A 23,615-nucleotide genomic window follows, 5' to 3' on the forward strand; every position below is an offset into this window, starting at 1 on the left:
GAGGGATGCGCCGTCGGCCCGATTCACGACTGCAATCTCTTCCGCAGACATGTCTTTCGTGCACGAAGAGGTTCACACTGGCAGGACAACCGCGCAGCCCGAGGAGGTAGCGCATGGGAACACTGACGTACGACTCGATCGTGATCGAGTTCGACGACCGGCTGCTGGCCCACCTGCAGATCGTGATCGTCAACAAGCTGCGCCGGCGGGAGTCCTTCGCGATGTCGTGGAGGGACGCACCGGAGGTCGGAGACGGCCGCAGCACCATCTGGCTGGACCCCAGCATCCCGATCTACTTCAAATTCGACGGGTCGCGGGTGCCCGCGATCAACCGGGATTGGGTGGAGCGGCTCGCCGACTCGGCCGCGAGCTCGCACGGGCTCGTCGTGATGGGTGAGGATGGCGAACTGACCGAGCGTCCCGCGCGTCTCGGTCCGGTGGCCGCGCCCGTGCCGATGGGAGTGGTCGTTCACACCCGCTGAACCGCAGGCTGCTTCCGGTCAGAGGCGCTCGTCGTAGTCGCGCGCGTCGGACTCGTTGACCTCCTCGCCCGACTCCGTCTGCGGCTTGTGGGGAGCCAGTTTCGCGGTCAACTCCTGGAGGTGGGCGACGAGGTCAGGATCCTCCAGTTCGGCTCCCATCAGCTCAACCGGCTCGCTGACGATCTGGCTGGCAGGCCCGAGGAGCAGCTCTACGCGGTCGAAGTCCCCCTGCGTCGTGCGCCCGGGGACGAACACGGTGTCCGCGATACCGTGCCGAGCCAGCGCCCGCGCGTACTCGAGCAGGGTCTCCGCCAGAGTGTCCCCGGTGTAGAACGTGCTGCCCGCGTAGACGATTCTTCGCATGCCTCCACAGGTACCCTCTGGACGCCCGCCTGCCAAGCCCGCCCCGCTAGGCTCGACGCTGTGACCGACTCCGCAGCGCCCAGCTCTCTGTCCGACGACCTGGCTCTCGCCCTGCGTCTGGCCGACGAGGCGGACCGCATCTCGCTGGGCAGCTTCCGCGACCGCGACCTCCACGTCGAGACGAAACCGGACCGCTCCCCCGTCACCGAGGCCGACCTGGCGGTCGAGCGCGCGATCCGCGAGGGGCTCGCGGCGGAACGGCCGGCCGACGGCATCCTCGGCGAGGAGTACGGCGTCGAGGGCGACTCGGCGCGGCAGTGGATCGTCGACCCGATCGACGGGACGGCGAACTACCTGCGGGGCGTCCCGGTCTGGGGAACACTGATCGCGCTGGCCGTCGACGGCACGCCGCGGGTGGGCGTCGTCAGCTCCCCCGCCCTCGGCCGGCGCTGGTGGGCGGTGTCCGGTGGTGGAGCATGGACGACGGATGCGCCCGGCGCCGAGCCGCGCAGCATCCGGGTGTCCGGCGTCTCGGACCTCGACGATGCGTCGGTGAGCTTCCAGAGCATCGCCCAGTGGGACGAGGCCGGGTACCTCGACCGGCTCATCGCCCTCACGCGGCGCATCTGGCGCGACCGGGCGTACGGCGACATGTGGTCGTACATGCTGCTGGCGGAGGGTCTTCTGGATGCGGTGGGCGAGTTCGGCGTGAAGACCTACGACCTTGCGGCGCTCATCCCGATCGTCGAGGAGGCCGGGGGCACGTTCACGTCCGTCGATGGCACTCCCGGGCCGGGCAACGGGTCGTCGCTGGCTTCGAACGGCCTGCTCCATCCCGCCCTGCTCGAAGCGCTCGCCTAGGAGGTCCGGTCGGAGCGGACCCGGGGCGGTGCCCGCGTGCTCAGGCCTCGTGGCCGGAGCCGCCGAGCACCGCATCCAAGGCACGGAAGCTCTGCTCGTGGACGAGCCGGTAGCGATCGATCCAGGCGGTCAGCTCTTCGAGCGCACCGGCGTCGAGGTGCACCGGCCGACGCTGCGCCTCGCGCGTGCGGGTGACGAGACCGGCCTGCTCGAGCACCTGGATGTGGCGCGACACCGCCTGCGTCGTGATCGGGAACGGCTCGGCCAGCTCGTTCACGGTCGCCGGTCCCCGGCTGAGGCGGGCGATCATCGCACGGCGCACGGGATCGGCCAGCGCCTGGAACGCGCGGTCGAGCCAATCATCCACTGCGTCCGTCATGCCCAAACCGCCTCTTTATCAACCTGGCTATTGAACAATAGGTCCGACCACTTCGGCCGGTCAAGCCCGGGATGTCACCCGCTGCCCCTAGGCTGACTCCGGTGAGCGCATCCACCCCCACGACCTCGGAGCCGCTGGTCCACATTGCGAACTTCCGCATGGACTTCGGCCGCACCACCGTAATCCGCGATCTGTCCTTCGGCATCGAGCGCGGCGAGACGTTCGGCTTCCTCGGGAGCAACGGCTCGGGCAAGACGACCACGATCCGTGCGCTGCTCGGCATCTACCAGCCGACCGCGGGCGTCCTCCACATCGACGGCCGCCCGTTCAGCCCGGAAGCCGGTGAGCGCCTCGGCTATCTCCCCGAGGAGCGCGGGCTATACAAGAAGGAGTCCGTGATCGACGTGATGGTCTACTTCGGCCGGCTCAAAGGGCTCGGCGCGGAGCAGTCGCGGCGGTGGTCGCGCGAGTACCTGGAACGCGTCGGCATCGGCGAGAAGGAGAAAGTGCGCCTCGACAAGCTCTCCGGCGGCCAGCAGCAGAAGGTGCAGCTCGGCGTGACGATCATGAACGAGCCGGAGCTCCTCATCCTGGACGAGCCGACCAAGGGCTTCGACCCGGTCAACCGGCGCCTGCTCATGGACATCATCGACGACCAGAAGCGCGCCGGATCCACCGTCATGATGGTGACCCACCAGATGGAGGAGGTGGAGCGCCTCTGCGACCGCGTCATCCTGCTGAAGGACGGCGTGGCCCGGGCCTACGGGACCGTGGAGGAGGTGCAGGAGCAGTTCGGGGGCACGGTCATCCACGTCGACCACCGCGGGGACCTCCCCGGCTCCCCCGCGTACCGCGTCCTCTCCGACGACGACGGCCATGCCGAGCTCGAACTGGCCGACGGAGGCGATCCGGCCGAGATCCTCCGGAGCCTGGTGGATGGAGGCGTCGAAGTCTCGCGCTTCGCGCCCACCCGAAAATCTCTCGACGACATCTTCGTCGAGGTCTACGGAGCAGAGAGCCGCGAGGAGGACTGAGCCATGGCCCGTCACAACCTGAGCACCGTCGTGTCGTTCGAGTTCCGGCGCACCGTCACCAAGCGGCGGTTCTGGGCGATCACGCTCATCCTCCCGATCCTGGTGTTCGGGCTCGGCTCGCTGATCATCGCCTCGAACGTCTCGACCGCGCAGACCGCCGACAAGCAGAAGAACGAACGGTTCGAGTTCCTCTACTCGGATGCCTCCGGCCTCATCGATCCGGCGATCGCCAAGGAGTACGGCGGCACCGAGATCCGATCGGACGCCGAGGGAGTCGAGGAGGTGCAGGTCGGCGGGACGCCCGCCTATTTCGCCTACCCTGCCGACCCCGCCAAACAGACCGTGAAGGTCTTCGGCGAGGATGCCGGCATCTTCCAGAACAGCAAGTACTCGGCGGTCGCCCAGTCCCTCCTGTCCACCAGTGTCGAGCACCGGATGGGCAATCCGACTGACGTCGCGGTGCTGCGCGGCGCGGTGAACACCTCCACGACCACGTTCAAGGACGGCAAACCGGCGCCCGGGTTCGAGGCGATCCTGCCGGCGCTGCTGTTCCTGGCCGCGTTCTTCATCGTCATCGTCTTCCTCGGCAACCAGATGCTGAATTCCACCCTGGAGGAGAAGGAGAACCGCGTCACAGAGATGATCCTGACGACGATCAATCCGACGAACCTCCTGATCGGCAAGGTGATCTCGCTGTTCGCCGTCGGCATCATCCAGATCGCGGTCTTCGCGCTGCCGACGGTGATCGGGTACGTGTTCTTCCGCGACCAGCTGCAGATCCCGAGCCTCGACCTGAGCACCCTGGTCTTCGAGCCGCAGAAGATGATCGTCGGCACCCTGATCCTCATCGGCGGCTTCGCGCTGTTCACCGGGGCGCTCGTGGCCGTCGGCGCGATCATGCCGACGGCGAAGGATGCGGCGCCGCTGTTCTCGGTCGTCGTCTTCGCGGTCATCATCCCGCTGTACGCGTCCGGCTTCGCCGTCAGTTCTCCCCAGTCGCCGATCGTGCAGGTGCTGGCCTTCTTCCCGTTCACCGCACCGATCACCGCGCTCATCCTCAATGCGTTCGGCTCGCTGCCGCTCTGGCAGGCGATCGTCATCATCGTCGAGCTCTTCGTGTTGTCGGTCGTGGTGCTGCGGATCGCCGTGCGCCTGTTCCGGTACGGGTCGATCGAGTACTCCAGCAAGGTCAAGATCCGGGATGTGCTCGGCCGCCGCCCGGAGAAGGCGGAACCGCAGCCGATGGGGCTCTCCTGATGCGCGCGGTCGTGGTGCCGCAACCCGGTGACGCCGAGGTGCTGACGCTCGCCGAGCGCCCCGAGCCGGCGCCCACAGCGCACGAGGTGCGCATCCGCGTCACCGCCGCCGGTCTCAACGGCGCAGACATCAGCCAGCGTCGCGGCTTCTACCCCTCCCCGGACGGTGCGCCGGAGTGGCCAGGGCTCGAGGTGTCGGGCATCGTGGATGCGGTCGGCGCCGACGTGCAGGAGTGGCGGGTCGGCGACCGCGTCTGCGCACTGCTCTCCGGCGGCGGCTACGCCGAGTACGCGACGGTCGATGCAGGGCTCGTCCTGCCGGTTCCCGACGGGATCGATCTCGTCGAGGCGGCGGGACTCCCGGAGGTCGCAGCGACCGTGTGGTCCAACGTCTTCGACCTCGGCCGGCTGTCTGCCGGAGAGGCGCTCCTCGTGCACGGCGGCTCCAGCGGCATCGGGACCATGGCCATCCAGCTCGGTCACGCGTTCGGCGCTCAGGTCATCGCGACCGCCGGCAGCGACGACAAGGCGGCGTTCTGCCGCGAGGTCGGCGCGGACGCGGCCGTGAACTACACGACGCAGGACTTCGTGGAGGCCGCACGCGCCTTCACCGACGGGCGCGGAGTCGATGTGGTGCTCGACATCGTGGGGGGCGCCTACATCGCCCGCGACCTGGACGCGCTGGCGACCGGCGGCCGCATTCTGTGCATCGCCACACGCGACCGGACGCCCGCGTCCGTCGACATGGGCCTGCTGATGCGCAAGCGGGCGACGCTGATCGGGACGACGCTCCGCGCTCGCCCGCTCTCCGAGCGCGTCGCGATCATCGCGGCGGTCCGCGAGCAGGTCTGGCCGCTCCTGGCCGAGGGACGCATCCATCCGGTCATCGACTCGGTGTTCCCGCTCGAGGATGTGCCGGCCGCCCATCGGCGGATGGAGTCCTCCTCCCACCGCGGGAAGATCCTGCTCCGCGTCGGCTGAGCGCATCCACTGGCCGGGCGATCCCGCCGGGCGTGGCGGGCTCGCTCCGTCCGTGCACGGCGGCGCCCTCCACGGGTGGGAGGATCGTGAACATGACCGACGAGCTCTCCGACGCCGCCCTCCTCGCCCTGCCGAAAGCCGAACTGCACCTCCACATCGAGGGCACGCTCGAGCCGGAGCTGGCCTTCGAGCTCGCCGAGCGCAACGGCGTCGACCTGCCGTACGCGACCGTCGAGGAGCTGTCGGCACAGTACGACTTCGACGATCTGCAGTCGTTCCTGAACCTCTACTACGCGACCATGGCCGTGCTACGGACCCGGAAGGACTTCGCTGAGCTGACCCGGCGCTATCTCCGCCGCGCGGCCGCGCAGGGCGTCCGCCACGCCGAGTTGTTCTTCGACCCGCAGGCGCACACGTCGCGCGGGGTCGCGTTCGACGACGTGGTCGACGGCCTCGGTGACGCGCTGGACGAGGCGCAGCGCGACCTCGGGATGTCCGGCGGCCTCATCCTGTGCTTCCTGCGCGACCAGCCGGTCGCGTCCGCGGAAGAGGCCCTCACCGCGGGCCTCGCCCGAACCGATCGCATCATCGGGGTCGGGCTCGACTCCGCCGAGGTCGGCTACCCGCCGTCGCTCTTCGAAGGTGTCTACGCACGGGCCCGCGACGCCGGCCTGCACGTCGTCGCACACGCCGGCGAGGAGGGTCCGCCGTCTTACGTCTGGGAGGCCCTGGACCTGCTCCACGCCGAACGGATCGACCATGGCATCCGTTCGATCGAGGACCCGGCGCTGGTCGCGCGACTGGCCGAGGAGCGCATCCCGCTCACCGTCTGCCCGCTCTCGAACGTGCGCCTGCAAGCAACCCCCGACCTTCGCGACCATCCGCTGCTGCGACTGGACGCAGCGGGAGTCCGGGTCACCGTCAACTCCGACGATCCCGCCTACTTCGGCGGCTACGCGGGCCAGAACTTCACGGCCGTCCGGGATGCGCTGGGCCTCACCGCGGACCAGGCGCGGCGCTTCGCCCGCACCTCCATCGAATCCTCGTTCGCCACGGCCGCCCGCAAGGAGGAACTGCTGGCCGAACTCGACAAGTGGCGGCCCTGACAGCCGGGTTTGCGCGTCGTTACGCCTCGGTTGCCAGCCCACTCACAGTTAGGGCAGGCTTACCTTAGGAGGTGCTGCTTTCGCAGCCCTCGCCATCCCTCCCGCCACACCACCTAGGAGATGCATGTCCCCCCTCAGCGTCGTCTTGCTCGGCGCGGTCGCCGGCCTCACCATCTTCTTGGGGCTGCCATTGGGCCGTGTGAAGTCGAGCACCGTCGGGCTGAAGGCCGCTCTGAACGCCATCGCCACGGGGATCCTGCTCTTCCTGCTCTGGGATGTGCTCTCGCAGGCGTGGGAGCCGGTCGATGGCGCCCTGCAGAAGCACGACATCGGCACCGCGCTGCTGAACGGCGTGCTCATGGCGGTGTGCATCGGCATCGGACTGCTCAGCCTCGTCTACGTCGACCGCCACCTGCGTCGCCGCGCGGTCGCCCAGGCATCCCCCATCGCGGCGGCAACACACGGCGGCACGCCCATCAGCCCGCCCGGGTCGGCCGGGATCGCCCTGGCCGCGCCTCCCTCCACGGAGCACGCCGTCGGCGCCCGCCGCCTCGCCCTGACCATCGCGATCGGCATCGGCCTTCACAACTTCGCTGAAGGTCTTGCCATCGGAACCTCGGCCGCTCAAGGGCAGCTCGCCTTCGCCGTCCTCCTGGTCATCGGCTTCGGCCTCCACAACGCGACCGAGGGGTTCGGCATCGTGGCGCCGCTCAGCGGAACGCGCCCGTCGTGGGGCTACCTCGCCCTGCTCGGCGTGATCGGCGGAGGACCGACCTTCGTCGGCACGATCGTCGGCCAAGCGTTCAGCAGCGACATCGTCTCGATCGGCTTCCTCGGCCTTGCCGCCGGATCGATCCTCTACGTCGTCATCGAACTTCTCGCCGTCGCCCGCCGCACGGGCATGAAGACCCTGGTCGCCTGGTGCATCTTCGGCGGCCTCCTCGCGGGCTTCCTCACCGACGCCATCGTCACCGCTGCGGGAGCCTGAGGGCAACATTCGTCACGAATGTGCGTTCCGCGACGCTGTGGGGCAACATTCGTGACGAATGTGCATTCCGCGGCGCTGTGGGGCAACATCCGTCACGAATGCCTGCTCCCCCACCACACTTGTCGCGTGACGCTCAGGGCACGACGATGTTGAACGACGGGTCGCCGGGGGTGAGCACGCCGAGCAGCGAAGCGAGCTCGCGCTGATCGCCGGCGATGTCCATCCCGGGAGACGTCATGTCGCCAGCGATCAGAGCCAGCAGGCGTCCCTTGGACAGGGTCAGAGTGGCCGCAGCCGCCGCCGCATCCGTCATCCGCTTGCGGTAGGTGAGGACGCCGTTCTTCAGCGTGAGCCGGTGGTCGGTGCCCGTATCGGTGATGGCGACATCAAGGGTGAGGTCGAGATCCCATGCCCGCGGTCCGTCCACGGAGATCGCGACCACGTCGAAGATTTGCTCGACGCTGAGCTGTGCGGCGATGGCCGGGCTGTTCGTCGTCGCCGGCGTCCCGAAATTGCCCTCCCGCAGCTCCGTGGCGCCCGACAGGAAGAAGTTTCGCCAGGTCCCGTTCTCCGCTCCGTAGGCGAGCTGCTCGAGCGTGTCCGCGTAGAGCGATCGGGCGACCTCGTTCTCGGCCTCCACGAAGACGGCGTGATCGAGGAGGGTGCACGCCCAGCGGAAGTCGCCCGCGTCGTACGCCTCGCGCGCGAGCGCGATGACCCTGTCGATTCCGCCGATCGCTTCCACATAGCGCTCAGCCTGCTCCGCGGGAGGATGCGGCCAGAGTCGTGCGGGGTTGCCGTCGAACCAGCCCATGTACCGCTGATAAATGGCTTTGACGTTGTGGCTCACCGTGCCGTAGTAGCCGTGGGTGTTCCAGGCGTTCTGAAGGGCGGGAGGAAGCTGGATGGTCTCGGCGATCTCGGCGCCGGTGAAACCCTGATTCAGCAGATGCAGGGTCTGGTCGTGGAGGTACGCGTATAGATCGCGCTGGTCTGCGAGGTATCTCATCGCACGCTCCCTGCCCCAGGTAGGCCAGTGGTGCGACGCGAAGACCACATCCGTGCGGTCTCCGAAGGTGTCGATCGCTTCGGTCAGGTAGATCGACCAGACGTGCGGGTCGCGCACGAGCGCGCCGCGAAGCGTGAGGAGGTTGTGCATCGTATGGGTCGCGTTCTCGGCCATGCACAGCGCCCGGTGCTGCGGAAAGTAGAAGTGCATCTCTGCCGGCGCCTCGGTGCCGGGAGCCAGCTGGAACTCGAACTCGACCCCGTCGATCGTGTGCGTCTCTCCGGTCGCGTGGATCTCGAGGGTCGGCACGATCAGCCCGGCCTCGCCGAGCGACGTCGTCTGCCCGAGCCCCGCTCCCACCTGCCCCCGAGGCCCGCGAGCGAGCGCAGCCCCGTACATGTAGCCGGCGCGACGCGACATGGCCGTCCCCGCGTACACGTTCTCGGCGACGGCATGCTCCACGAACCCCTCCGGAGCGATGACCTGGATGCGTCCCGCTTCGACATCCTCCACCGAAGCGACTCCGAAGACCCCTCCGAAATGATCGGCGTGACTGTGGGTGTAGATGACCGCCGTCACCTGCCGCTCGCCGCGATACCGCCTGTAGAGGGCCAGGGCTGCAGCTGCCGTCTCCGTGGAGATCAGCGGATCGATGACGATCACGCCGCTGTCGCCCTCGACGAACGTGATGTTCGAAAGATCGAGACCGCGGATCTGGTAGATACCGGGGACGACCTCGTACAGCCCCTGACGCGAGGTCAGCTGGGATTGGCGCCACAGGCTCGGGTTCACCGACGCCGGGGCCTCGCCTTCCAGGAAGGCGTAACTGTCGTTGTCCCACACCACCCGGCCGTCGGCGGCCCTGATCACCGCGGGTTCGAGTGCTCCGAGGAAGCCCCTGTCCGCATCGTCGAAGTCGGTCCGATCGGAGAAGGGGAGGGCCGCGGCGACCTCCCGTTGAGCCGCTTCCACAGCGGGAGTCGGGTCGTTCTGCTTCATCACGCACTCCTCTTGCTCGGCCGGCACCAGCCGGGGCGAGGACGCCGACAACGGCGGCGGCGAGCGCAGTCTATACAGAGTGACCCAGCCCTGATAACCCTGATCTCGCGAGTGATCCGCAGGCGTCGCACCCGAAGAATCCGTGAGAGTCTCGCGCTGTTTGGTCGCTTTGTCATCGCGTTGATTCCGTGAGGCGCGCATACCTCTACGCTTCAGATATGGACCAGCCGTCGTACGTCATATCGCTGTACGTCCGACTTCTTTGGTATTGGGTGCTGATCGGCCTCTTCGCGTCGGGTGTCTTCGCCATAGCAGCGGGTGACCTGTGGCTCGGCTTGGGCCAAATGGTCTTGGCGCTCGCGTTCGGCTATTGGATGTTGTTTCGTGTAGCCCATCGTCTTGTGATCGAGGGAGACATCCTTCATTGGTTCACTCCACTGAATCGCGGGGAGGCTCCGCTGGGAAAACTGGTCTCCGTCGCGCCGACCGTCATTCAATCCGTGATGATCTTTTCATTCAGGGGTGGACGCTCAGTCCAGACGGTGAGCAGCCGTGGCTTCGTCGGATTCGCACATGCCGTCGAGGTCGCGGCGCCAGGCGCGCGGATGCGACTGAATGTTGCGGACCGAATCCAAAGGGCGCTGCCGCCTTCCGAACCGTTCCCACGCAGATTGAGCGATTGGGATCCGGACAACGACGGCTGACGCCACCCGAGCGACCGCGCCCCATTGCTGCGATCACACTATTCAACAACGCGCGACAGCGACCGAATGGTGGAGATGGGGGGAATCGAACCCCCGTCCACTGCTGTGGTCATATGCCTTCTACGGGCGTAGCCAGTGCATTCGCTTTCTCGGCCCCGGAATTTGTCGCTGGCATCTACTCCGACGGGCCCAGTATCAGTGGAAGTCCCTCTGCGCCCTGATGCTCAACGCAGAAGCAAGTCCCCTAGCTGACGCCAGGATCCGGGTAGGGAACGATTCCCGGACTGACGGTCTCTCAAATGGCGGAGGTGAACTTACGCCGCGAGGGCGAAGTCGGCCTTGGCCGAGACAGTGCTGTTGTTATTGGCACTTATTTTTTTGCATGGATCGTTAACGAGATAACCATGCGTCCTCGACCCGCTTCTCACAATCTCGCAGACAATGTCGAAACCGATCATCCCCATGAGCGGCCGTGAGGCCGGGTCGCTGTCACGCGCTGTTGAATTGTCCAGGTGCAGATCCCACCGCTAGGCGGCGAGCTTCTCATCTTACAACACCGCCGAGCGGGCGTTTATGTCACGATCGAGGAATGGCTGAGACGATCATCTCCGTCCAGGGCGAGTACGAGCTGCGCTACCCCGCAGAACGCGGCGCCGTGCGGATCCGGGTGTCCTACGACGGCCCCTCCCGGGATGAGGTGCTCGCGCTCACGACGCAGCGGCACCTGTCGCTCACGAGCGAGTTGCGTGAACTGCACCATCCACAGAGCGGACCCGTCACCCAGTGGTCGTCCGACCAGCTGCGGGTCTGGGGTGACCGCCCCTGGACCGGCGACGGTCGCCGGCTCGATGTCGTCCACCACGCCGAGGTCGGCATCGACGCCCTGTTCAGCGACCTCGCGGCCCTGTCGGACTGGGTCGGCACCACCTCACTCCTCGACGGCGTCACCATCGACGGCGTGATCTGGTCGCTGACCGAGGCGCGGAGGCAGACGCTCACGCAGGAGGCCCGGCGACGCGCCGTCGAGAACGCCGTAGCGAAGGCCACCGTCTACGCCACGAGCCTCGATCTGAGCACCGTGAAGCCGTTGGCGCTCAGCGATCCGGGCATGCTCGGGGACGGTTCAGCGCCCGGCCAGCCTCCGCAGCCGCTGTTCGCACGCGCGGTCTCCTCCGGCGAGGGCGCCGCGACCCTGGCGCTGAAGCCGGAGGAACTGACGATCGCCGTACAGGTGCACGCGCGCTTCGCCGCGAGCTGACGACCCGGGACGCGGCCCGAAACGGACGAGCTAGGACCCGGGGGTTGCGGGCGATCCGGGCGTCGAGGGTGGCCGGGTCGGGAACGCGGCGAGTTTCAGGATGCGCGAAGCGGTCACCGAGCCGTCTGTGCCCTTCCCGATGACGATCACCTCGTCCCCCTGGGCGAAGTCGGACTTCGAGGCCGACTGGCCGGGCGTGCCGAAGATCGTCGACGACGTGACCGCCACCTCCACGGACCCGCCGTTCTGCCGGTCGATGGTCCAGGTGTCACCCGAGATGGATGCGATGGTGCCGCGCAGCAGGACGCGTCCCTGCTGGGTCCCGCCGCCGTTCTGGCCGCCGCCCCCTCCGCCGTTGCCATTGCCCTTGCCCTTCCCGGGCTGCCCGGGGAGCCCAGGCATGGGCGCCCCATTGTGTCCGGGCGGGAGGACGTGCGAGATGGTCCGCTCCCCGACATGCGCGACGACGCTGGCCACGGCGAGCGCGCCGGCCGTCACGATCCCGAGGACGACGACGATCGAGAGGACGAGCGTGGCGATCGCGAAGGCGAGCCCGTGCCGCTTGTAGAACGGCTCGCCCAGCACCGCCCGATAGCCGCCGGGGCCGTAGGGCCCAGGGCCGCCAGGCGCCGCGCCGTAGGGCCCAGGGCCGCCAGGCGCCGCGCCGTAGGGCCCAGGGCCGCCAGGCGCCGCGCCGTAGGGTGCGGAGCCGCCCGGCACCGCACCATACCGGGCTGTGCCATTCGGCCCCGCACCGTCTGGCGCCGCACCAAACGGCCCCGGCGGCGTTCGGCCGGGCTCCGACGGAAGCGGTTCGGTGGGCTGGGTGTCGCTCATCCTCTTATGGAACCGCCGCGACCCTTGTCCCCGCTGGGAGCTCGTTATGCGTCCCATGAGAATGCACGCCCATCAGGCCGGCGCTACGAGCACCGATCGCAACCGGACGAGCTCGAACTCATCGAGTCCCGCGTCGAGCAGGTACGCCCGGACGCTGCCCGCGCGCTGCTCGATCCGGTCGATGGTCGTCTCCAGTGCCTCCCTCGGGCTCCCGCCGAGGATGACGCGGAGATCCGGCGTCACCTGGACCCCGTAGCCGCGGACGAGCGCGAGCATCCCCTCGATCCAGGGTCCCGCCAGATTCTCTTCGCTGAGCTCGTAGTCGGCGAGGACGGTCTCGCGGTCGACGCCGACGGCCAGCAGAGCCAGCGCGACGACGATGCCCGTGCGATCCTTGCCCGCTGTGCAGTGCACGACGACGGGTGCGCCGCCGGTGTCGGCGATCTCCCGCAGCGCCCGGACGATCACCTCGGTGTGCTGGAAGACGATCTTCTCGTACAGGTCGACGATGGTCGACCCGATGCTCGACGCGGATGCGCCGGAGCCCTCGAAGACGGGGAGGCGCAGCACGTCCACCTCCAGCCCATCCAGGTCGTCCGGCAGCGCCTCGACCTCGAAGTCGTCGCGGAGGTCGATGACGATGCGGATACCCAGCTCGCGCAGCCCGTCGCGACCGTCCTCGCCGAGCCGCCCGAGCGCGTCCGCCCGGAACAGCTTGCCCGGACGAGTCACGCCGCCGTCGACCGGATACCCGCCGACATCCCGGAAGTTGTAGGTACCGGTGATCGGGATGCGCTGAGCCGTCGAATCCATGCGGCTAGTTTGTCAGTTCCCCCCGACATCGAACTCCCCGGCCGACTACTCCGCCGGCTCTCACTCCCCCAGGTGGCCGCGGGTGGACATCGCGCGCTGCGCCTCGCGCTGGTCCTGCCGCTCGCGCAGCGCCTGCCGCTTGTCGTACTCGCGCTTGCCCTTGGCGACGGCGATCTCGACCTTGGCGCGCCCCTCGTTGAAGTAGATCGAGAGCGGGACGATCGTGTACCCGCCCTGCTTCACCTTGTTCTCGATCTTGACGATCTGCGCCTTGTGCAACAGCAGCTTCCGCTTGCGCCGTGGGGCGTGGTTGTTCCAGGTGCCGTCGGCGTACTCGGGGATGTGGACGGCATCCAGCCACGCCTCGCCGCCGTCGACGAACGCGTAGCCGTCCACCAGCGACGCCCGGCCCAGCCGCAGCGACTTCACTTCGGTTCCGGTGAGCACCAGGCCCGCTTCGTAGGTGTCCTCGATCGTGTAGTCGTGGCGCGCTCGGCGATTGGTGGCCACGACCTTCTGGCCACGTTCCTTCGGCACAGCTCACTCCTGACGTCGGCACGGATCTGCAGTTCGGCGTGTTCGCCGGGCAGCAGACCAGTCTATCCGGTGCCGGATCTCTTCGGGGTCAGACCTTCAGATAGCGTTTGATCGCGAAGTTCGCCGACGCAGCCGCGAGCACCACCCCGACCACGATCACGAGCGGGATCACCAGCCAGGCCTGTTCCATCCCGACGAAGTTGATCGACTTCATGCGCGGGCCCAGATAGTCGTGCACGAAGAAGCGCACGCCAAGAGCGATCACCGTCGACGCGAGGATCGACCCGACGAGCGCAGCGATCACGCCCTCGATGATGAACGGCGTCTGGATGAAGCGGTTCGACGCTCCCACCAGGCGCATGATCCCGATCTCCCGTCTTCGCGAGAAAGCCGAGAGCCGGATGGTGGTGGCGATGAGGAGCACCGCCGCGATCAGCATCACCACCGCTATGCCGATCGCCGTCAGACTGGCGGCGTTCAGGATGTTGAAGATCTGGTCCAGGTAACTGCGCTGATCCACCACGCTCTGCACACCCGGGGTGCCGGAGAGCGTCTCGGTGAGGACGGCCGACTGATTCGGGTTCTTGAGGTTCACCCAGAAGGTCTGCGAGATCATCTCCGGCGTGACGAAGTCCGCGATCTGGCTCCCCTTGAACTCCTGCTTGAACTGCTCATAGGCCTGCTGGTGGTCCTGGAAGTAGAACTTCTTGATGTACGGCGAGAGCTCTGGCGATTGCAGCTGCTTCTTGACCGCCTCGATGGATTGAGTGGTCGCCGCACCGCCCGGGCAGTTGTCCGTCTCGGTGCACATGTACACGACCACCTGAGCCCGGTCGTACCAGTACGTCTTCATCTGGCCGATCTGCATCTGCAGGAGGGCGGCGGTGCCGACGAAGGTCAGCGAGATGAACGTGACGAGGACGACCGAGATGACCATCGACAGGTTGCGGCGGAGGCCGTTTCCGACCTCGGACCAGATGAGCCCGAACCTCATTTCGTCGGCCCCACATTCTGGTCGTCATCGCGCTCGGAGCCCTCGCGGAGGCCGCGCAGGTCGAGGTTGGCGGTGAAGTTGAGGTGCTCCGGCAGTTCCTCCGACGCAGGGGCTGGAGGGACGGGCGCGGTGGCGAACTGCACGGGCGCGGGAGCCTGCTGCGGTACGGATACCGGCGCGGTCGGCGTGGAGGTGGGCGAGTGCGGGCGCGACATCGGTGCCTGCGCGGGCGCAACAGGTGCCGCCGGGGCTGCGGGCATCGCCGCAGCGTAGGCGGGAGTCGCCGCCGAGACCGGCTCATCCCGTTCGAGCGGCTGAGCGATCGGGACGGCGGCGGTGAAGCCGTAGCCTCCGTGACGCTCGTCCCGGACGATCTGGCCGCCGACGAGCTCGATCACGCGGCGCTTCATCTGATCGACGATGCCGGCCTCGTGCGTGGCCATCAGCACCGTGGTGCCACCCGCGTTGATGCGCTCGAGCACCGCCATGATGCCGGCGCTCGTCGCGGGGTCGAGGTTTCCGGTCGGCTCGTCGGCGAGGAGCACCTGCGGCTTGTTCACGACCGCTCGTGCGATCGCGACGCGCTGTTGCTCACCTCCGGAGAGCTCGTGCGGGAGGCGCTGGGCCTTGCCGTCCAGCCCGACCATCTTCAGCACATCCGGAACCGCTTCCTGGATGAAGCCGCGGGACTTGCCGATCACCTGCAGCGTGAACGCGACGTTCTGGAACACCGTCTTGTTCGGCAGCAGGCGGAAGTCCTGGAAGACGACGCCGATGTTGCGGCGGAAGTACGGCACCTTGCGCGACGAGATCGTGCCCAAATCCTGCCCGAGCACATGGATCGTGCCCTTGGTCGGCTTCTCCTCTTTGAGGATGAGCCGCAGGCAGCTGGACTTGCCGGACCCCGAGGCGCCGACGAGAAAGACGAACTCTCCGCGCAGCACTTCGAGGTTGATGCCGTTCAGTGCCGGGCGCGCTGTGCCCGGATACTGCTTGGATACGTGTTCGAACCGGATCATGACCCCTTGAGACTATGCAGTCCCGGGCCGATCCGCAGCAACGACATGCCCGTTGCGGTCAAGCTGACAGTGAGCCGGACGCGCGGTGCGCGTGGTCCGCATCCGGGCTATGAGCCGCCCGGTCCGGCGAGCGGCGACGGCCTAGGCGTTGGCCTCGGCCTTGTTGCCTGCCCGCCAGCGGATCCCTGCGGCGATGAAGCCGTCGAGGTCGCCGTCGAACACCGCGCTCGGGTTGCCGGACTCAAAACTCGTGCGCAGATCCTTCACGAGCTGCTGCCCGTACAGGAAGTAGGAGCGCATCTGGTCGCCCCAGCTGGCCGTGATCGTCCCGGCGAGCTCTTTCTTTTTGGCGGCCTCCTCCTCTTTCTGGAGCAGCAGGAGGCGGGTCTGGAGCACGCGCATGGCCGCTGCGCGGTTCTGGATCTGGGACTTCTCGTTCTGCATGGAGACCACGAGTCCGGTCGGAAGGTGCGTGATCCGCACAGCCGAGTCGGTCGTATTGACCGACTGGCCGCCCGGGCCGGAGGAACGGAAGACGTCGACACGGATGTCGCCCTCCGGAACGTCGACCTCGGTCGCCTCCTCCATCAGCGGGATGACCTCGACGGCGGCGAACGACGTCTGTCGCTTGTCCGCCGAGCCGAACGGGCTGATGCGCGCCAGGCGGTGCGTTCCGGCCTCGACGGAGAGCGTCCCGAAGGCATAGGGCGCATCCACCTCGAAGGTGGCGGACTTGATTCCCGCGCCCTCCGCGTAGGACGTGTCCATCACCTTCACCGGGTACTTGTGCCGCTCCGCCCAGCGCAGGTACATGCGCAGCAGCATCTCGGCGAAGTCGGTGGCGTCGTCGCCGCCGGCGCCGGAGCGGATCGTGACGATGGCTGCTCGCTCGTCGTACTCGCCGCTGAGCAGGGTCTGCACCTCGAGCTCGCCGAGGGCGCTCTGGAGGGATGCGAGCTCGGCACGCGCTTCGGCGGCGGACTCCTCGTCCTCGGCCTCGTTGGCCAGCTCGACCAGCACCTCCAGGTCGTCCAGTCGCCGCTGGATGGCTGTGATCCGCGCCAGCTCGGACTGGCGGTGGCTCAAAGCGCTCGTCACCTTCTGGGCGTTGACGGTGTCGTCCCAGAGATCCGGCGCACCCGCCTTCTCGCTGAGATCCGCGATCTCGGCGCGCAGCCGGTCGACGCCGACCACCGCCGTGATGTCGGCGAAGGTAGAGCGGAGGTCGGCGATCTGAGAGGAGAGGTCGAGTTCGATCATGTCGCGCTCCAGCCTACCGGCCCGTGCCGAGCGGGCGGACGGGGGCACCGCGACAAAGTTGTACGGTGTTAACGAGATGACTTCCGACGAGCGCCCCTTCAGTTTCCGCTCGGTCGCCCTCGCCGCCTTCCTCCCCACGCTCCTCTTCTCCATCGGGGAGGGCGCGATCATCCCGATCATCCCCGTCGCCGCCGGCAACCTCGGTGCCGGCCTTGCGATGGCCGGTTTCATCGCCTCGATGGTGATGCTGGGCGAACTGGTCGGCGACATCCCGAGTGGATGGATCGTGTCACGCGTCGGCGAGCGCACCTCGATGATCGGTGCGGCGGTCATCGCGATCGGGGGCGTCGTGATCTGCCTCCTCGCTCCGAACTACTGGGTGCTGATGGTCGGGATCTTCGTGGTCGGGGTCGCGACCGCCGTCTTCGCGCTCGCCCGCCACGCCTTCATGACCTCCTACGTCCCGGCCCGCTACCGGGCGCGGGCACTGTCGACGCTCGGCGGGATCTTCCGCGGCGGCTGGTTCATCGGGCCTCTGATCGCCTCCGCGGTGATCGCAGGGACCGGATCCACCCAGTCGGTGTTCTGGATCTTCATCGTCAGCTGCCTCGGCTCCGTGATCGTGCTGCTCGCCCTGCCCGACCCCGAGAAGATGTTCGGCCCCTCGCCGCTCGTCACCGACGAGGCCGGCGCGCAGGTGACGACCGGCGAAGAGGAGGCGGAAGAGCGCACCCACGGTCTCTTCCGCACGATCTGGTCCTTCCGCGAGGTCCTGATGCGGATGGGCGCAGGCGTCTCGCTGGTCGCCGCTGTACGCTCGGCGCGCACGGTGCTCATGCCGCTGTGGGCCGTCTCCATCGGCCTGAGCGAGTCCAACACCGCACTGATCATCGGCATCGCCGGCGCGGTGGACTTCGCCCTCTTCTATGCGAGCGGCCAGATCATGGACCGGTTCGGCCGCATGTGGAGTGCCATCCCCTCCATGATCGGCCTGGGCCTCGGCTTCGTGGTGCTCGCCTTCTCGCACGACGTGGATGCGCGCATCGCCTGGTACATCGGCGTATCGCTGTTCCTCTCGGTCGCCAACGGCATCGGCTCCGGCATCGTGATGACTCTCGGGGCGGATCTGGCCCCGAAAGACCGCCCGGCGCCCTTCCTTGGCGCGTGGCGGTTCTCCGCCGACGCCGGGCAAGCGGCCGCTCCCTTGTTCGTGTCCCTGCTCACGGCCCTCGTGTCCCTCTCGTTCGCGAGCGGGGCCATGGGGCTGCTCGGGCTCGCCGGCGCGGCGATGCTGGCCCGCTACATCCCGCGTTACGTGCCCCGCAGGCCCCGCCCGGCCTGAGCGAGGAATACCCTCGGACCGGCTGCGCTTACTTCCATGCAGACGCATGAATCGAGGATGAGATGACCGGGATGATCGAGCTGGGGATGGACACGTTCGGCGACGTGACGCTGGACGCGGACCGAAAGCCGCTTCCGCAGGCGCAGGTGCTGCGCAACGTGGTGGCCGAAGGGGTGCTGGCCGACCGGGTGGGACTCGACTTCTTCGGCGTGGGCGAGCACCACCGCACGGACTTCGCCGTGTCCGCGCCCGAGGTCGTCCTGGCGGCGATCGCCGGTCAGACGGAGCGCATCCACCTCGGCTCGGCGGTGACCGTGCTGAGCTCGGACGATCCCGTTCGCGTCTTCCAGCGGTTCGCCACTCTCGATGGCGTCTCGGGCGGCCGCGCGGAGGTCATCCTCGGGCGCGGATCCTTCATCGAGTCCTTCCCGCTGTTCGGGTTCGACCTCGCCCAGTACGAGGAGCTCTTCGAGGAGAAGCTGAGCCTGTTCGCCGAGGTGCGCAGGCAGGAGCCGGTGACCTGGACCGGCGAATTGCGGCCACCGCTCACCGGGCAATCGGTCTATCCGCACCTCGAGCACGGGCTCCTGAAGACGTGGATCGGAGTCGGTGGAAGCCCGGAGTCGGTCGTCCGCGCCGCACACTACGGCTTCCCGCTCATGCTCGCCAGCATCGGCGGCGGTCCGATGCGGTTCGAACCCCTGGCCCAGCTGTACCGGAACGCTCTGGAGCAGTTCGGACAGGATACGACGCTGCCGATCGGCATCCACTCCCCCGGCTTCGTCGCCGAGACGGATCAGGAGGCCAAGGACACGCTCTGGCCGCATTATGAGGTGATGAGCAACCGGATCGGGCGCGAGCGGGGCTGGCCGCCCGCCTCCCGTGCGCGCTTCGAGCACGAGGCCGGGCCGGATGGCGCACTGGTCGTGGGCTCGCCGGAGACGGTGGCTCAGAAGATCGCGTATGCGGCGAACGGCCTCGGCGCTTCGCGCTTCGACCTCAAGATGAGCAACGGCACACTCCCCCACGAGGACCTGATGCGCTCGATCGAGTTGTACGGCACGGAGGTCGCCCCGCGTGTCCGCGAACTCATGGGATGAGCTAGGGTCGTAGCCGCGCGCAGCGCGCTGCGCACCGCGGGAGTGGTGAAACTGGCAGACACGCAGGATTTAGGTTCCTGTGCTTCACAGCGTGAGGGTTCGAGTCCCTTCTCCCGCACTCACGATTCGTGACGAATGTCGCGTCTTGCCGCGAGTAAGTGCACATTCGTCACGAACGTCGATAGGGATTCGCCGGCGTAGACCTGCGGGATGATCTTTTGCCGGCGGGGCGTGATTCGCACGCTTCGTGCAGGTTCACTCATCCCGCCGACGCTAAACTCGGGCACAGCTTTCCCACCGATCCTTCCTGGAGAACTGTGATCCATCACGCCGGCCTCATCCCGTGGCTCGACCCGAACACGATCATCCATTCGGCGGGTCCGTGGGCGCTGCTGGTGGTCTGCGGCATCGTGTTCGCCGAGACCGGGCTGCTGATCGGCTTCCTGTTCCCGGGCGACACTCTGCTCATCATCTCCGGGCTGCTCACGCACACGTCCACGGTGTTCGGCGTCGACATCTGGTGGGTGGCCCTCGCGATCGCGTTCGCCGCCTTCCTCGGCGGAGAAGTGGGTTACCTCATCGGCCACAAGGCGGGCCCGAGGGTCTTCGAACGCAAAGAGACCGGTCTGTTCTCGATGGAGAACGTGCGCCGCACCAATCACTTCTTCGAGCGCTTCGGCGCCCTCGCGGTCATCATCGCCCGGTTCGTCCCCATCGTGCGCACGTTCGCGCCGGTCGCAGCGGGCGTCGGCCACATGAACTACCGGAAGTACTCGCTCTACAATGCCCTCGGCGCACTGCTGTGGGGCGCCGGGATGACGTACTTCGGCTTCCTGATCGGCTACATCCCGCCGATCGCCACCTTCGTCTCGAGCTACATCGACGTCATCCTGATCGGCGCGGTCGTGGTCACGCTCGTCCCGACGCTGTACCACTACATCCAGTCCACCCGGAAGGCGAAGCGGAACGCTGCGGCCGCGGCAGCGGCAGCCCAGGCGGCTGCCGTTCAGGACGAGGCGGCTGCGCCCGTCGCGGACGAGCCGGCGCCCTCGCGCCCGGAGGCCTGAGCCGCCGCTGCGATTCCGCTCCCGCCCGGCTCCGCCGCGGCGACGCGTCAGCGGTGGAACTCGTCCTCGTGGGCGGCGTGCTCGGCGGGCTCGAGCTGGAACGTGGAGTGCTCCACGTCGAAGTGCTTCGCCAGGCACCCGGACAGCTCGTCCAGCAGGGTGCCGGTCCGCCCCTCCCGGAAGACCGCAGGCTCGCACACCACGTGCGCGCTGAACACGGGCGCTCCGGAGGTGATGGCCCAGACGTGCACGTCGTGCACCGCCACGACGCCGCGCGTGCCGAGGATGTGATCCCGGATCTCGGCCACATCCGTGTCCGCGGGAGCCGCCTCGCTCAGGACGCGCACGACATCCCGGAGCAGCACGAAGGCCCGCGGCACGATCAGCGCCGCGATCAGCAGCGAGGCGATCGCGTCCGCCGGGGCGAACCCGGTGAGCAGGATCACGACGGCGGCGACGATCACCGTGGCCGAACCGACGAGATCGCCGAACACCTCCAGGTACGCTCCGCGCATGTTGATCGAATGCTCCGCCGCCGGACGCAGCAGCAGCAACGCGCCGAAGTTCGCCACCAGGCCGATCGAGGCGACGATCAGCATGGGGATGCTGTGCACCTCGGTCTCGCCTCCGACCAGCCGGCCGATCGCGCCGATCGTCACGACGACGGCGACGACGACGAGGATGAGCCCGTTGAGGAGCGCGCCGAAGACCTCCATGCGCCGGTAGCCGAACGTCTGCCTGTCCGTCGCCGGGCGGGCGGCGACGATCGTCGCGACCAGGGCGATCAGCAGCCCGGCCAGGTCGCTGAGCATGTGACCGGCGTCCGCGAGGAGCGAGAGGGAGCCGCTCAGCCACGCGCCGAGGACCTCGACGACGAGGACCACCGCCACGATGCCGATAGCGATCAGCAGGCGATTGCGGTTGGCCGTGCGGCCGTGGTCGTGACTCATCTCAGCTTCAACGGTAGAGAGAAGTCGGCGCCCCCGCCAGGGGTGCCTGCCAGTTGGGAATGAGTGCCGTTCTCAGCTGAGTTCCCGCAGCGCGGGAACGATGGCGGCCAGGGCCCGCGCTCGGTGGCTCTCGGCGTTCTTCACCTCGGCCGACAGCTCCGCCGCCGTGACGTCGTGGCCCACCGGCAGGAAGATCGGGTCGTAGCCGTGCCCGTTCTCCCCACGCGGCTCGCGGGCGATGGCGCCGGGCCAGATTCCCTGCACGACGGTCGGCTCGCCTCCCGGGACGATCAGCGCCAGCGTGGCGGTGAAGTGCGCGCCGCGTTCCGCATCCGGGATGTCGGCGAGCTGGTCGAGGAGCAGCCGGAGGTTCGCGGCGGCGTCGCCGTGCGAGCCCGCCCAGCGGGCGGAGAAGATCCCTGGTGCGCCGCCCATCACATCCACGCAGATCCCGGAGTCGTCGGCGAGAGCCGGGTGCCCGGTGTGAGCGGCCGCGGCACGCGCCTTGAGGAGGGCGTTCTCCTCGAAGCTGATCCCGTCCTCCACCGGCTCCGGACCGTCGTACGCGACGATCTCGAGTCCGGGGATCTCGTGTCCCAGGATCTCCTGGAACTCCCGGGCCTTGTGCGGGTTGTGGGTGGCGAGGACGACGCGGACCACCGTCACGCCTCCGCGGCGGCCACCGGCGTCAGCGTCGCCGATTGGATGTGCGCGAGGTCCGTCGTGCCGGCGAGTGCCAGGTCCAGCAGGGAGTCGAGCTCCCGCCGGTCGAACGGCGCGCCCTCGGCGGTGCCCTGGACCTCGACGAACAGGCCGCGACCTGTCACGACCACGTTCATGTCCGTCTCGGCACGCACATCCTCGACGTAGGCGAGGTCGAGCATCGGCGTCCCGTCGATGATGCCGACCGAGACGGCCGAGACCGAGTCGATCAACGGCGTGGCCTTCTGCCCGATGAAGCGGTGCTCCCGACCCCACTCGAGCGCCTCGGCCAGGGCGACGTAGGCGCCGGTGATCGCGGCCGTGCGCGTCCCTCCGTCGGCCTGCAGCACGTCGCAGTCGAGCACGATCGTGTTCTCGCCGAGCGCCTTCATGTCGACGACTGCACGCAGGCTCCGGCCGACCAGCCGGCTGATCTCGTGCGTGCGGCCGCCGACGCGTCCCTTCACGGACTCCCGGTCCATCCGCTCGTTGGTGGAGCGCGGCAGCATGGCGTACTCGGCGGTGACCCAGCCACGGCCCTTCCCGGCCATCCAGCGCGGGACGCCGTTGGTGAAGGAGGCCGTGCACAGCACGCGGGTGTTGCCGAAGGAGATCAGCGCCGACCCTTCGGCCTGGCGGCTCCAGCCCCGCTCGATGGTGACCGGTCGCAGCTGGTCCGGGGTGCGCCCATCGGCGCGGGTGATGTCGGTCACGGGATCTCCTGGGTAGGGTGGGGATGATTCAGAGGGGCAGGTCGATGACGCCGGTGTGCACCAGATCGACGCGGGAGACCTCCGGGCCGATGAAGCGGTGGGCCAGGCGGAGGAAGTAGTCGGCGTCCGAGCCGGTGGCCTCGTAGCGGATGGTGGGAGGCAGTGGCGAGCGCCGCTCCAGCCCTTGGCCGACGAGCGTGCGGTAGACGTCTTTCGCGGTCTCGGTGTCGCTGGAGACCAGGGAGACGCCCTCGCCCATCACGTACGAGATCGCGCCCTTCAGGAAGGGGTAGTGCGTGCAGCCGAGGACGAGCGTGTCGATGTCCGCGTCGCGGAGCGGCCGGAGGTAGTCGGCGGTGACACGCAGCACCTCCTCGCCGCTGGTGACTCCGGACTCGACGAACTCGACGAAGCGCGGGCACGCCTGGGTGAAGAGCTGCAGGGTGGGAGCCGCGGCGAACGCGTCCTCGTATGCACGGGAGGCGATGGTCCCCGCGGTCCCGATCACGCCGACGCGGCCGGTGCGGGTGGCGGCGACGGCGCGGCGCACGGCCGGCTGGATGACCTCGATGACGGGCACCTCGTATCGTTCGCGCGCATCCCTCAGCATGGCGGACGAGGCGGTGTTGCAGGCGATCACCAGCAGCTTGACGCCCTGGTCGACCAGGAAGTCGAGCACCTCGAGCGAGTAGCGGCGGACGTCGGCGATCGACTTCGGCCCGTAGGGCGAGTGGGCGGTGTCGCCGACATAGAGCAGCGACTCGTTGGGCAACTGGTCGCGGATCGCGCGGGCGACGGTGAGCCCGCCGACACCCGAGTCGAAGATCCCAATCGGCGCATCCGTCACAGCAGACCAGCCTA

General features: G+C 68.1%; 25 protein-coding genes, 1 tRNA gene and 1 other RNA gene. 13 read left to right on the plus strand and 14 right to left on the minus strand.

Annotated elements, in window-relative coordinates; all coding sequences use genetic code 11:
• Positions 1-113 precede the first annotated feature (113 nt).
• Positions 114-482, plus strand: a complete 369-nt coding sequence (locus ACPYOG_RS00665) for a DUF7882 family protein (RefSeq protein WP_481292338.1) — start codon at positions 114-116, stop codon at positions 480-482.
• An 18-nt stretch (positions 483-500) separates the two neighbouring features.
• On the opposite strand, the gene ACPYOG_RS00670 is transcribed toward ACPYOG_RS00665, so the two are convergent.
• A complete protein-coding gene (locus tag ACPYOG_RS00670) occupies positions 501-845 on the minus strand; it encodes a hypothetical protein (protein WP_481292339.1) in 345 nt (114 codons plus the stop codon).
• Positions 846-905: 60 nt separating this feature from the next.
• On the opposite strand from ACPYOG_RS00670, the gene ACPYOG_RS00675 reads away from it, so the two are divergent.
• The gene (locus ACPYOG_RS00675) at positions 906-1,706 is read left to right on the plus strand and encodes an inositol monophosphatase family protein (protein ID WP_481292340.1); all 801 of its coding nucleotides are present in this window, start codon (positions 906-908) and stop codon (positions 1,704-1,706) included.
• 40 nt (positions 1,707-1,746) lie between these two features.
• Here ACPYOG_RS00675 and ACPYOG_RS00680 read toward each other — a convergent pair whose 3' ends face one another.
• Positions 1,747-2,085, minus strand: a complete 339-nt coding sequence (locus tag ACPYOG_RS00680) for an ArsR/SmtB family transcription factor (protein ID WP_481292341.1) — start codon at positions 2,083-2,085, stop codon at positions 1,747-1,749.
• Between the two features lie 101 nt (positions 2,086-2,186).
• Here ACPYOG_RS00680 and ACPYOG_RS00685 point away from each other — a divergent pair, with 101 nt between their 5' ends.
• From ACPYOG_RS00685 to ACPYOG_RS00705, 5 genes are all read left to right on the plus strand, one after another.
• A complete protein-coding gene (locus ACPYOG_RS00685; RefSeq protein WP_481292342.1) occupies positions 2,187-3,119 on the plus strand; it encodes an ABC transporter ATP-binding protein in 933 nt (310 codons plus the stop codon).
• A gap of 3 nt (positions 3,120-3,122) precedes the next feature.
• Positions 3,123-4,376, plus strand: a complete 1,254-nt coding sequence (locus tag ACPYOG_RS00690; RefSeq protein WP_481292343.1) for an ABC transporter permease — start codon at positions 3,123-3,125, stop codon at positions 4,374-4,376.
• A complete protein-coding gene (locus tag ACPYOG_RS00695) occupies positions 4,376-5,356 on the plus strand; it encodes an NAD(P)H-quinone oxidoreductase (protein WP_481292344.1) in 981 nt (326 codons plus the stop codon). The genes ACPYOG_RS00690 and ACPYOG_RS00695 overlap by 1 nt, the downstream gene beginning before the upstream one ends.
• A gap of 92 nt (positions 5,357-5,448) precedes the next feature.
• Positions 5,449-6,462, plus strand: a complete 1,014-nt coding sequence (locus tag ACPYOG_RS00700) for an adenosine deaminase (protein ID WP_481292345.1) — start codon at positions 5,449-5,451, stop codon at positions 6,460-6,462.
• Between the two features lie 124 nt (positions 6,463-6,586).
• Complete coding sequence (locus tag ACPYOG_RS00705; RefSeq protein ID WP_481292346.1) at positions 6,587-7,450, plus strand: ZIP family metal transporter; 864 nt, start codon at positions 6,587-6,589, stop codon at positions 7,448-7,450.
• 133 nt (positions 7,451-7,583) lie between these two features.
• Here ACPYOG_RS00705 and ACPYOG_RS00710 read toward each other — a convergent pair whose 3' ends face one another.
• Positions 7,584-9,458 (minus strand): alkyl/aryl-sulfatase, encoded by a 1,875-nt coding sequence (locus ACPYOG_RS00710; protein WP_481292347.1) that lies wholly within the window; start codon positions 9,456-9,458, stop codon positions 7,584-7,586.
• Positions 9,459-9,676: 218 nt separating this feature from the next.
• Here ACPYOG_RS00710 and ACPYOG_RS00715 point away from each other — a divergent pair, with 218 nt between their 5' ends.
• A complete protein-coding gene (locus tag ACPYOG_RS00715; RefSeq protein ID WP_481292348.1) occupies positions 9,677-10,162 on the plus strand; it encodes a hypothetical protein in 486 nt (161 codons plus the stop codon).
• A gap of 67 nt (positions 10,163-10,229) precedes the next feature.
• Here the strand turns inward: ACPYOG_RS00715 and ssrA are convergent.
• Positions 10,230-10,624, minus strand: a transfer-messenger RNA (tmRNA) gene (ssrA, locus tag ACPYOG_RS00720).
• Between the two features lie 127 nt (positions 10,625-10,751).
• Between ssrA and ACPYOG_RS00725 the strand changes: the two genes are divergently transcribed.
• Positions 10,752-11,420, plus strand: a complete 669-nt coding sequence (locus ACPYOG_RS00725) for an SIMPL domain-containing protein (protein ID WP_481292349.1) — start codon at positions 10,752-10,754, stop codon at positions 11,418-11,420.
• 30 nt (positions 11,421-11,450) lie between these two features.
• On the opposite strand, the gene ACPYOG_RS00730 is transcribed toward ACPYOG_RS00725, so the two are convergent.
• The 6 genes from ACPYOG_RS00730 to prfB all read right to left on the minus strand — a co-directional run bounded on the left by ACPYOG_RS00730 (position 11,451) and on the right by prfB (position 16,880).
• The gene (locus tag ACPYOG_RS00730) at positions 11,451-12,257 is read right to left on the minus strand and encodes a DUF5666 domain-containing protein (RefSeq protein WP_481292350.1); all 807 of its coding nucleotides are present in this window, start codon (positions 12,255-12,257) and stop codon (positions 11,451-11,453) included.
• Positions 12,258-12,329: 72 nt separating this feature from the next.
• A complete protein-coding gene (locus ACPYOG_RS00735) occupies positions 12,330-13,070 on the minus strand; it encodes a tyrosine-protein phosphatase (RefSeq protein WP_481292351.1) in 741 nt (246 codons plus the stop codon).
• 60 nt (positions 13,071-13,130) lie between these two features.
• A complete protein-coding gene (smpB, locus tag ACPYOG_RS00740) occupies positions 13,131-13,607 on the minus strand; it encodes an SsrA-binding protein SmpB (protein ID WP_090036476.1) in 477 nt (158 codons plus the stop codon).
• Positions 13,608-13,695: 88 nt separating this feature from the next.
• The gene (ftsX, locus tag ACPYOG_RS00745) at positions 13,696-14,601 is read right to left on the minus strand and encodes a permease-like cell division protein FtsX (RefSeq protein ID WP_090036474.1); all 906 of its coding nucleotides are present in this window, start codon (positions 14,599-14,601) and stop codon (positions 13,696-13,698) included.
• Positions 14,598-15,620, minus strand: coding sequence for a cell division ATP-binding protein FtsE (gene ftsE / locus ACPYOG_RS00750; RefSeq protein ID WP_481292352.1), 1,023 nt, complete (start codon positions 15,618-15,620; stop codon positions 14,598-14,600). The genes ftsX and ftsE overlap by 4 nt, the downstream gene beginning before the upstream one ends.
• 141 nt (positions 15,621-15,761) lie before the next feature.
• Positions 15,762-16,880, minus strand: coding sequence for a peptide chain release factor 2 (gene prfB / locus ACPYOG_RS00755; RefSeq protein WP_090036469.1), 1,119 nt, complete (start codon positions 16,878-16,880; stop codon positions 15,762-15,764).
• Positions 16,881-16,956: 76 nt separating this feature from the next.
• Here prfB and ACPYOG_RS00760 point away from each other — a divergent pair, with 76 nt between their 5' ends.
• The 4 genes from ACPYOG_RS00760 (at position 16,957) to ACPYOG_RS00775 (ending at position 20,389) form a co-directional block, all read left to right on the plus strand.
• A complete protein-coding gene (locus tag ACPYOG_RS00760; RefSeq protein WP_481292353.1) occupies positions 16,957-18,222 on the plus strand; it encodes an MFS transporter in 1,266 nt (421 codons plus the stop codon).
• Positions 18,223-18,284: 62 nt separating this feature from the next.
• A complete protein-coding gene (locus ACPYOG_RS00765; protein WP_481292354.1) occupies positions 18,285-19,322 on the plus strand; it encodes an LLM class flavin-dependent oxidoreductase in 1,038 nt (345 codons plus the stop codon).
• Positions 19,323-19,358: 36 nt separating this feature from the next.
• Positions 19,359-19,440, plus strand: a tRNA-Leu gene (locus ACPYOG_RS00770).
• Positions 19,441-19,639: 199 nt separating this feature from the next.
• Positions 19,640-20,389, plus strand: a complete 750-nt coding sequence (locus ACPYOG_RS00775) for a DedA family protein (RefSeq protein WP_481292355.1) — start codon at positions 19,640-19,642, stop codon at positions 20,387-20,389.
• 47 nt (positions 20,390-20,436) lie between these two features.
• Here the strand turns inward: ACPYOG_RS00775 and ACPYOG_RS00780 are convergent, their stop codons facing one another.
• The 4 genes from ACPYOG_RS00780 to murI form a co-directional block, all read right to left on the minus strand.
• Entirely contained in the window at positions 20,437-21,339 is a 903-nt protein-coding gene (locus ACPYOG_RS00780) for a cation diffusion facilitator family transporter (RefSeq protein WP_481292356.1), read from the minus strand.
• Between the two features lie 72 nt (positions 21,340-21,411).
• Positions 21,412-21,999: an RdgB/HAM1 family non-canonical purine NTP pyrophosphatase gene (gene rdgB, locus ACPYOG_RS00785; protein WP_481292411.1), complete on the minus strand. Its 588-nt coding sequence runs from the start codon at positions 21,997-21,999 to the stop codon at positions 21,412-21,414.
• Positions 22,000-22,001: 2 nt separating this feature from the next.
• A complete protein-coding gene (gene rph, locus ACPYOG_RS00790; RefSeq protein WP_481292357.1) occupies positions 22,002-22,754 on the minus strand; it encodes a ribonuclease PH in 753 nt (250 codons plus the stop codon).
• Between the two features lie 28 nt (positions 22,755-22,782).
• Positions 22,783-23,601: a glutamate racemase gene (gene murI, locus ACPYOG_RS00795; RefSeq protein WP_481292358.1), complete on the minus strand. Its 819-nt coding sequence runs from the start codon at positions 23,599-23,601 to the stop codon at positions 22,783-22,785.
• Positions 23,602-23,615 lie beyond the last annotated feature (14 nt).

The organism is Leifsonia sp. HAY1-4F (genome assembly GCF_056755275.1).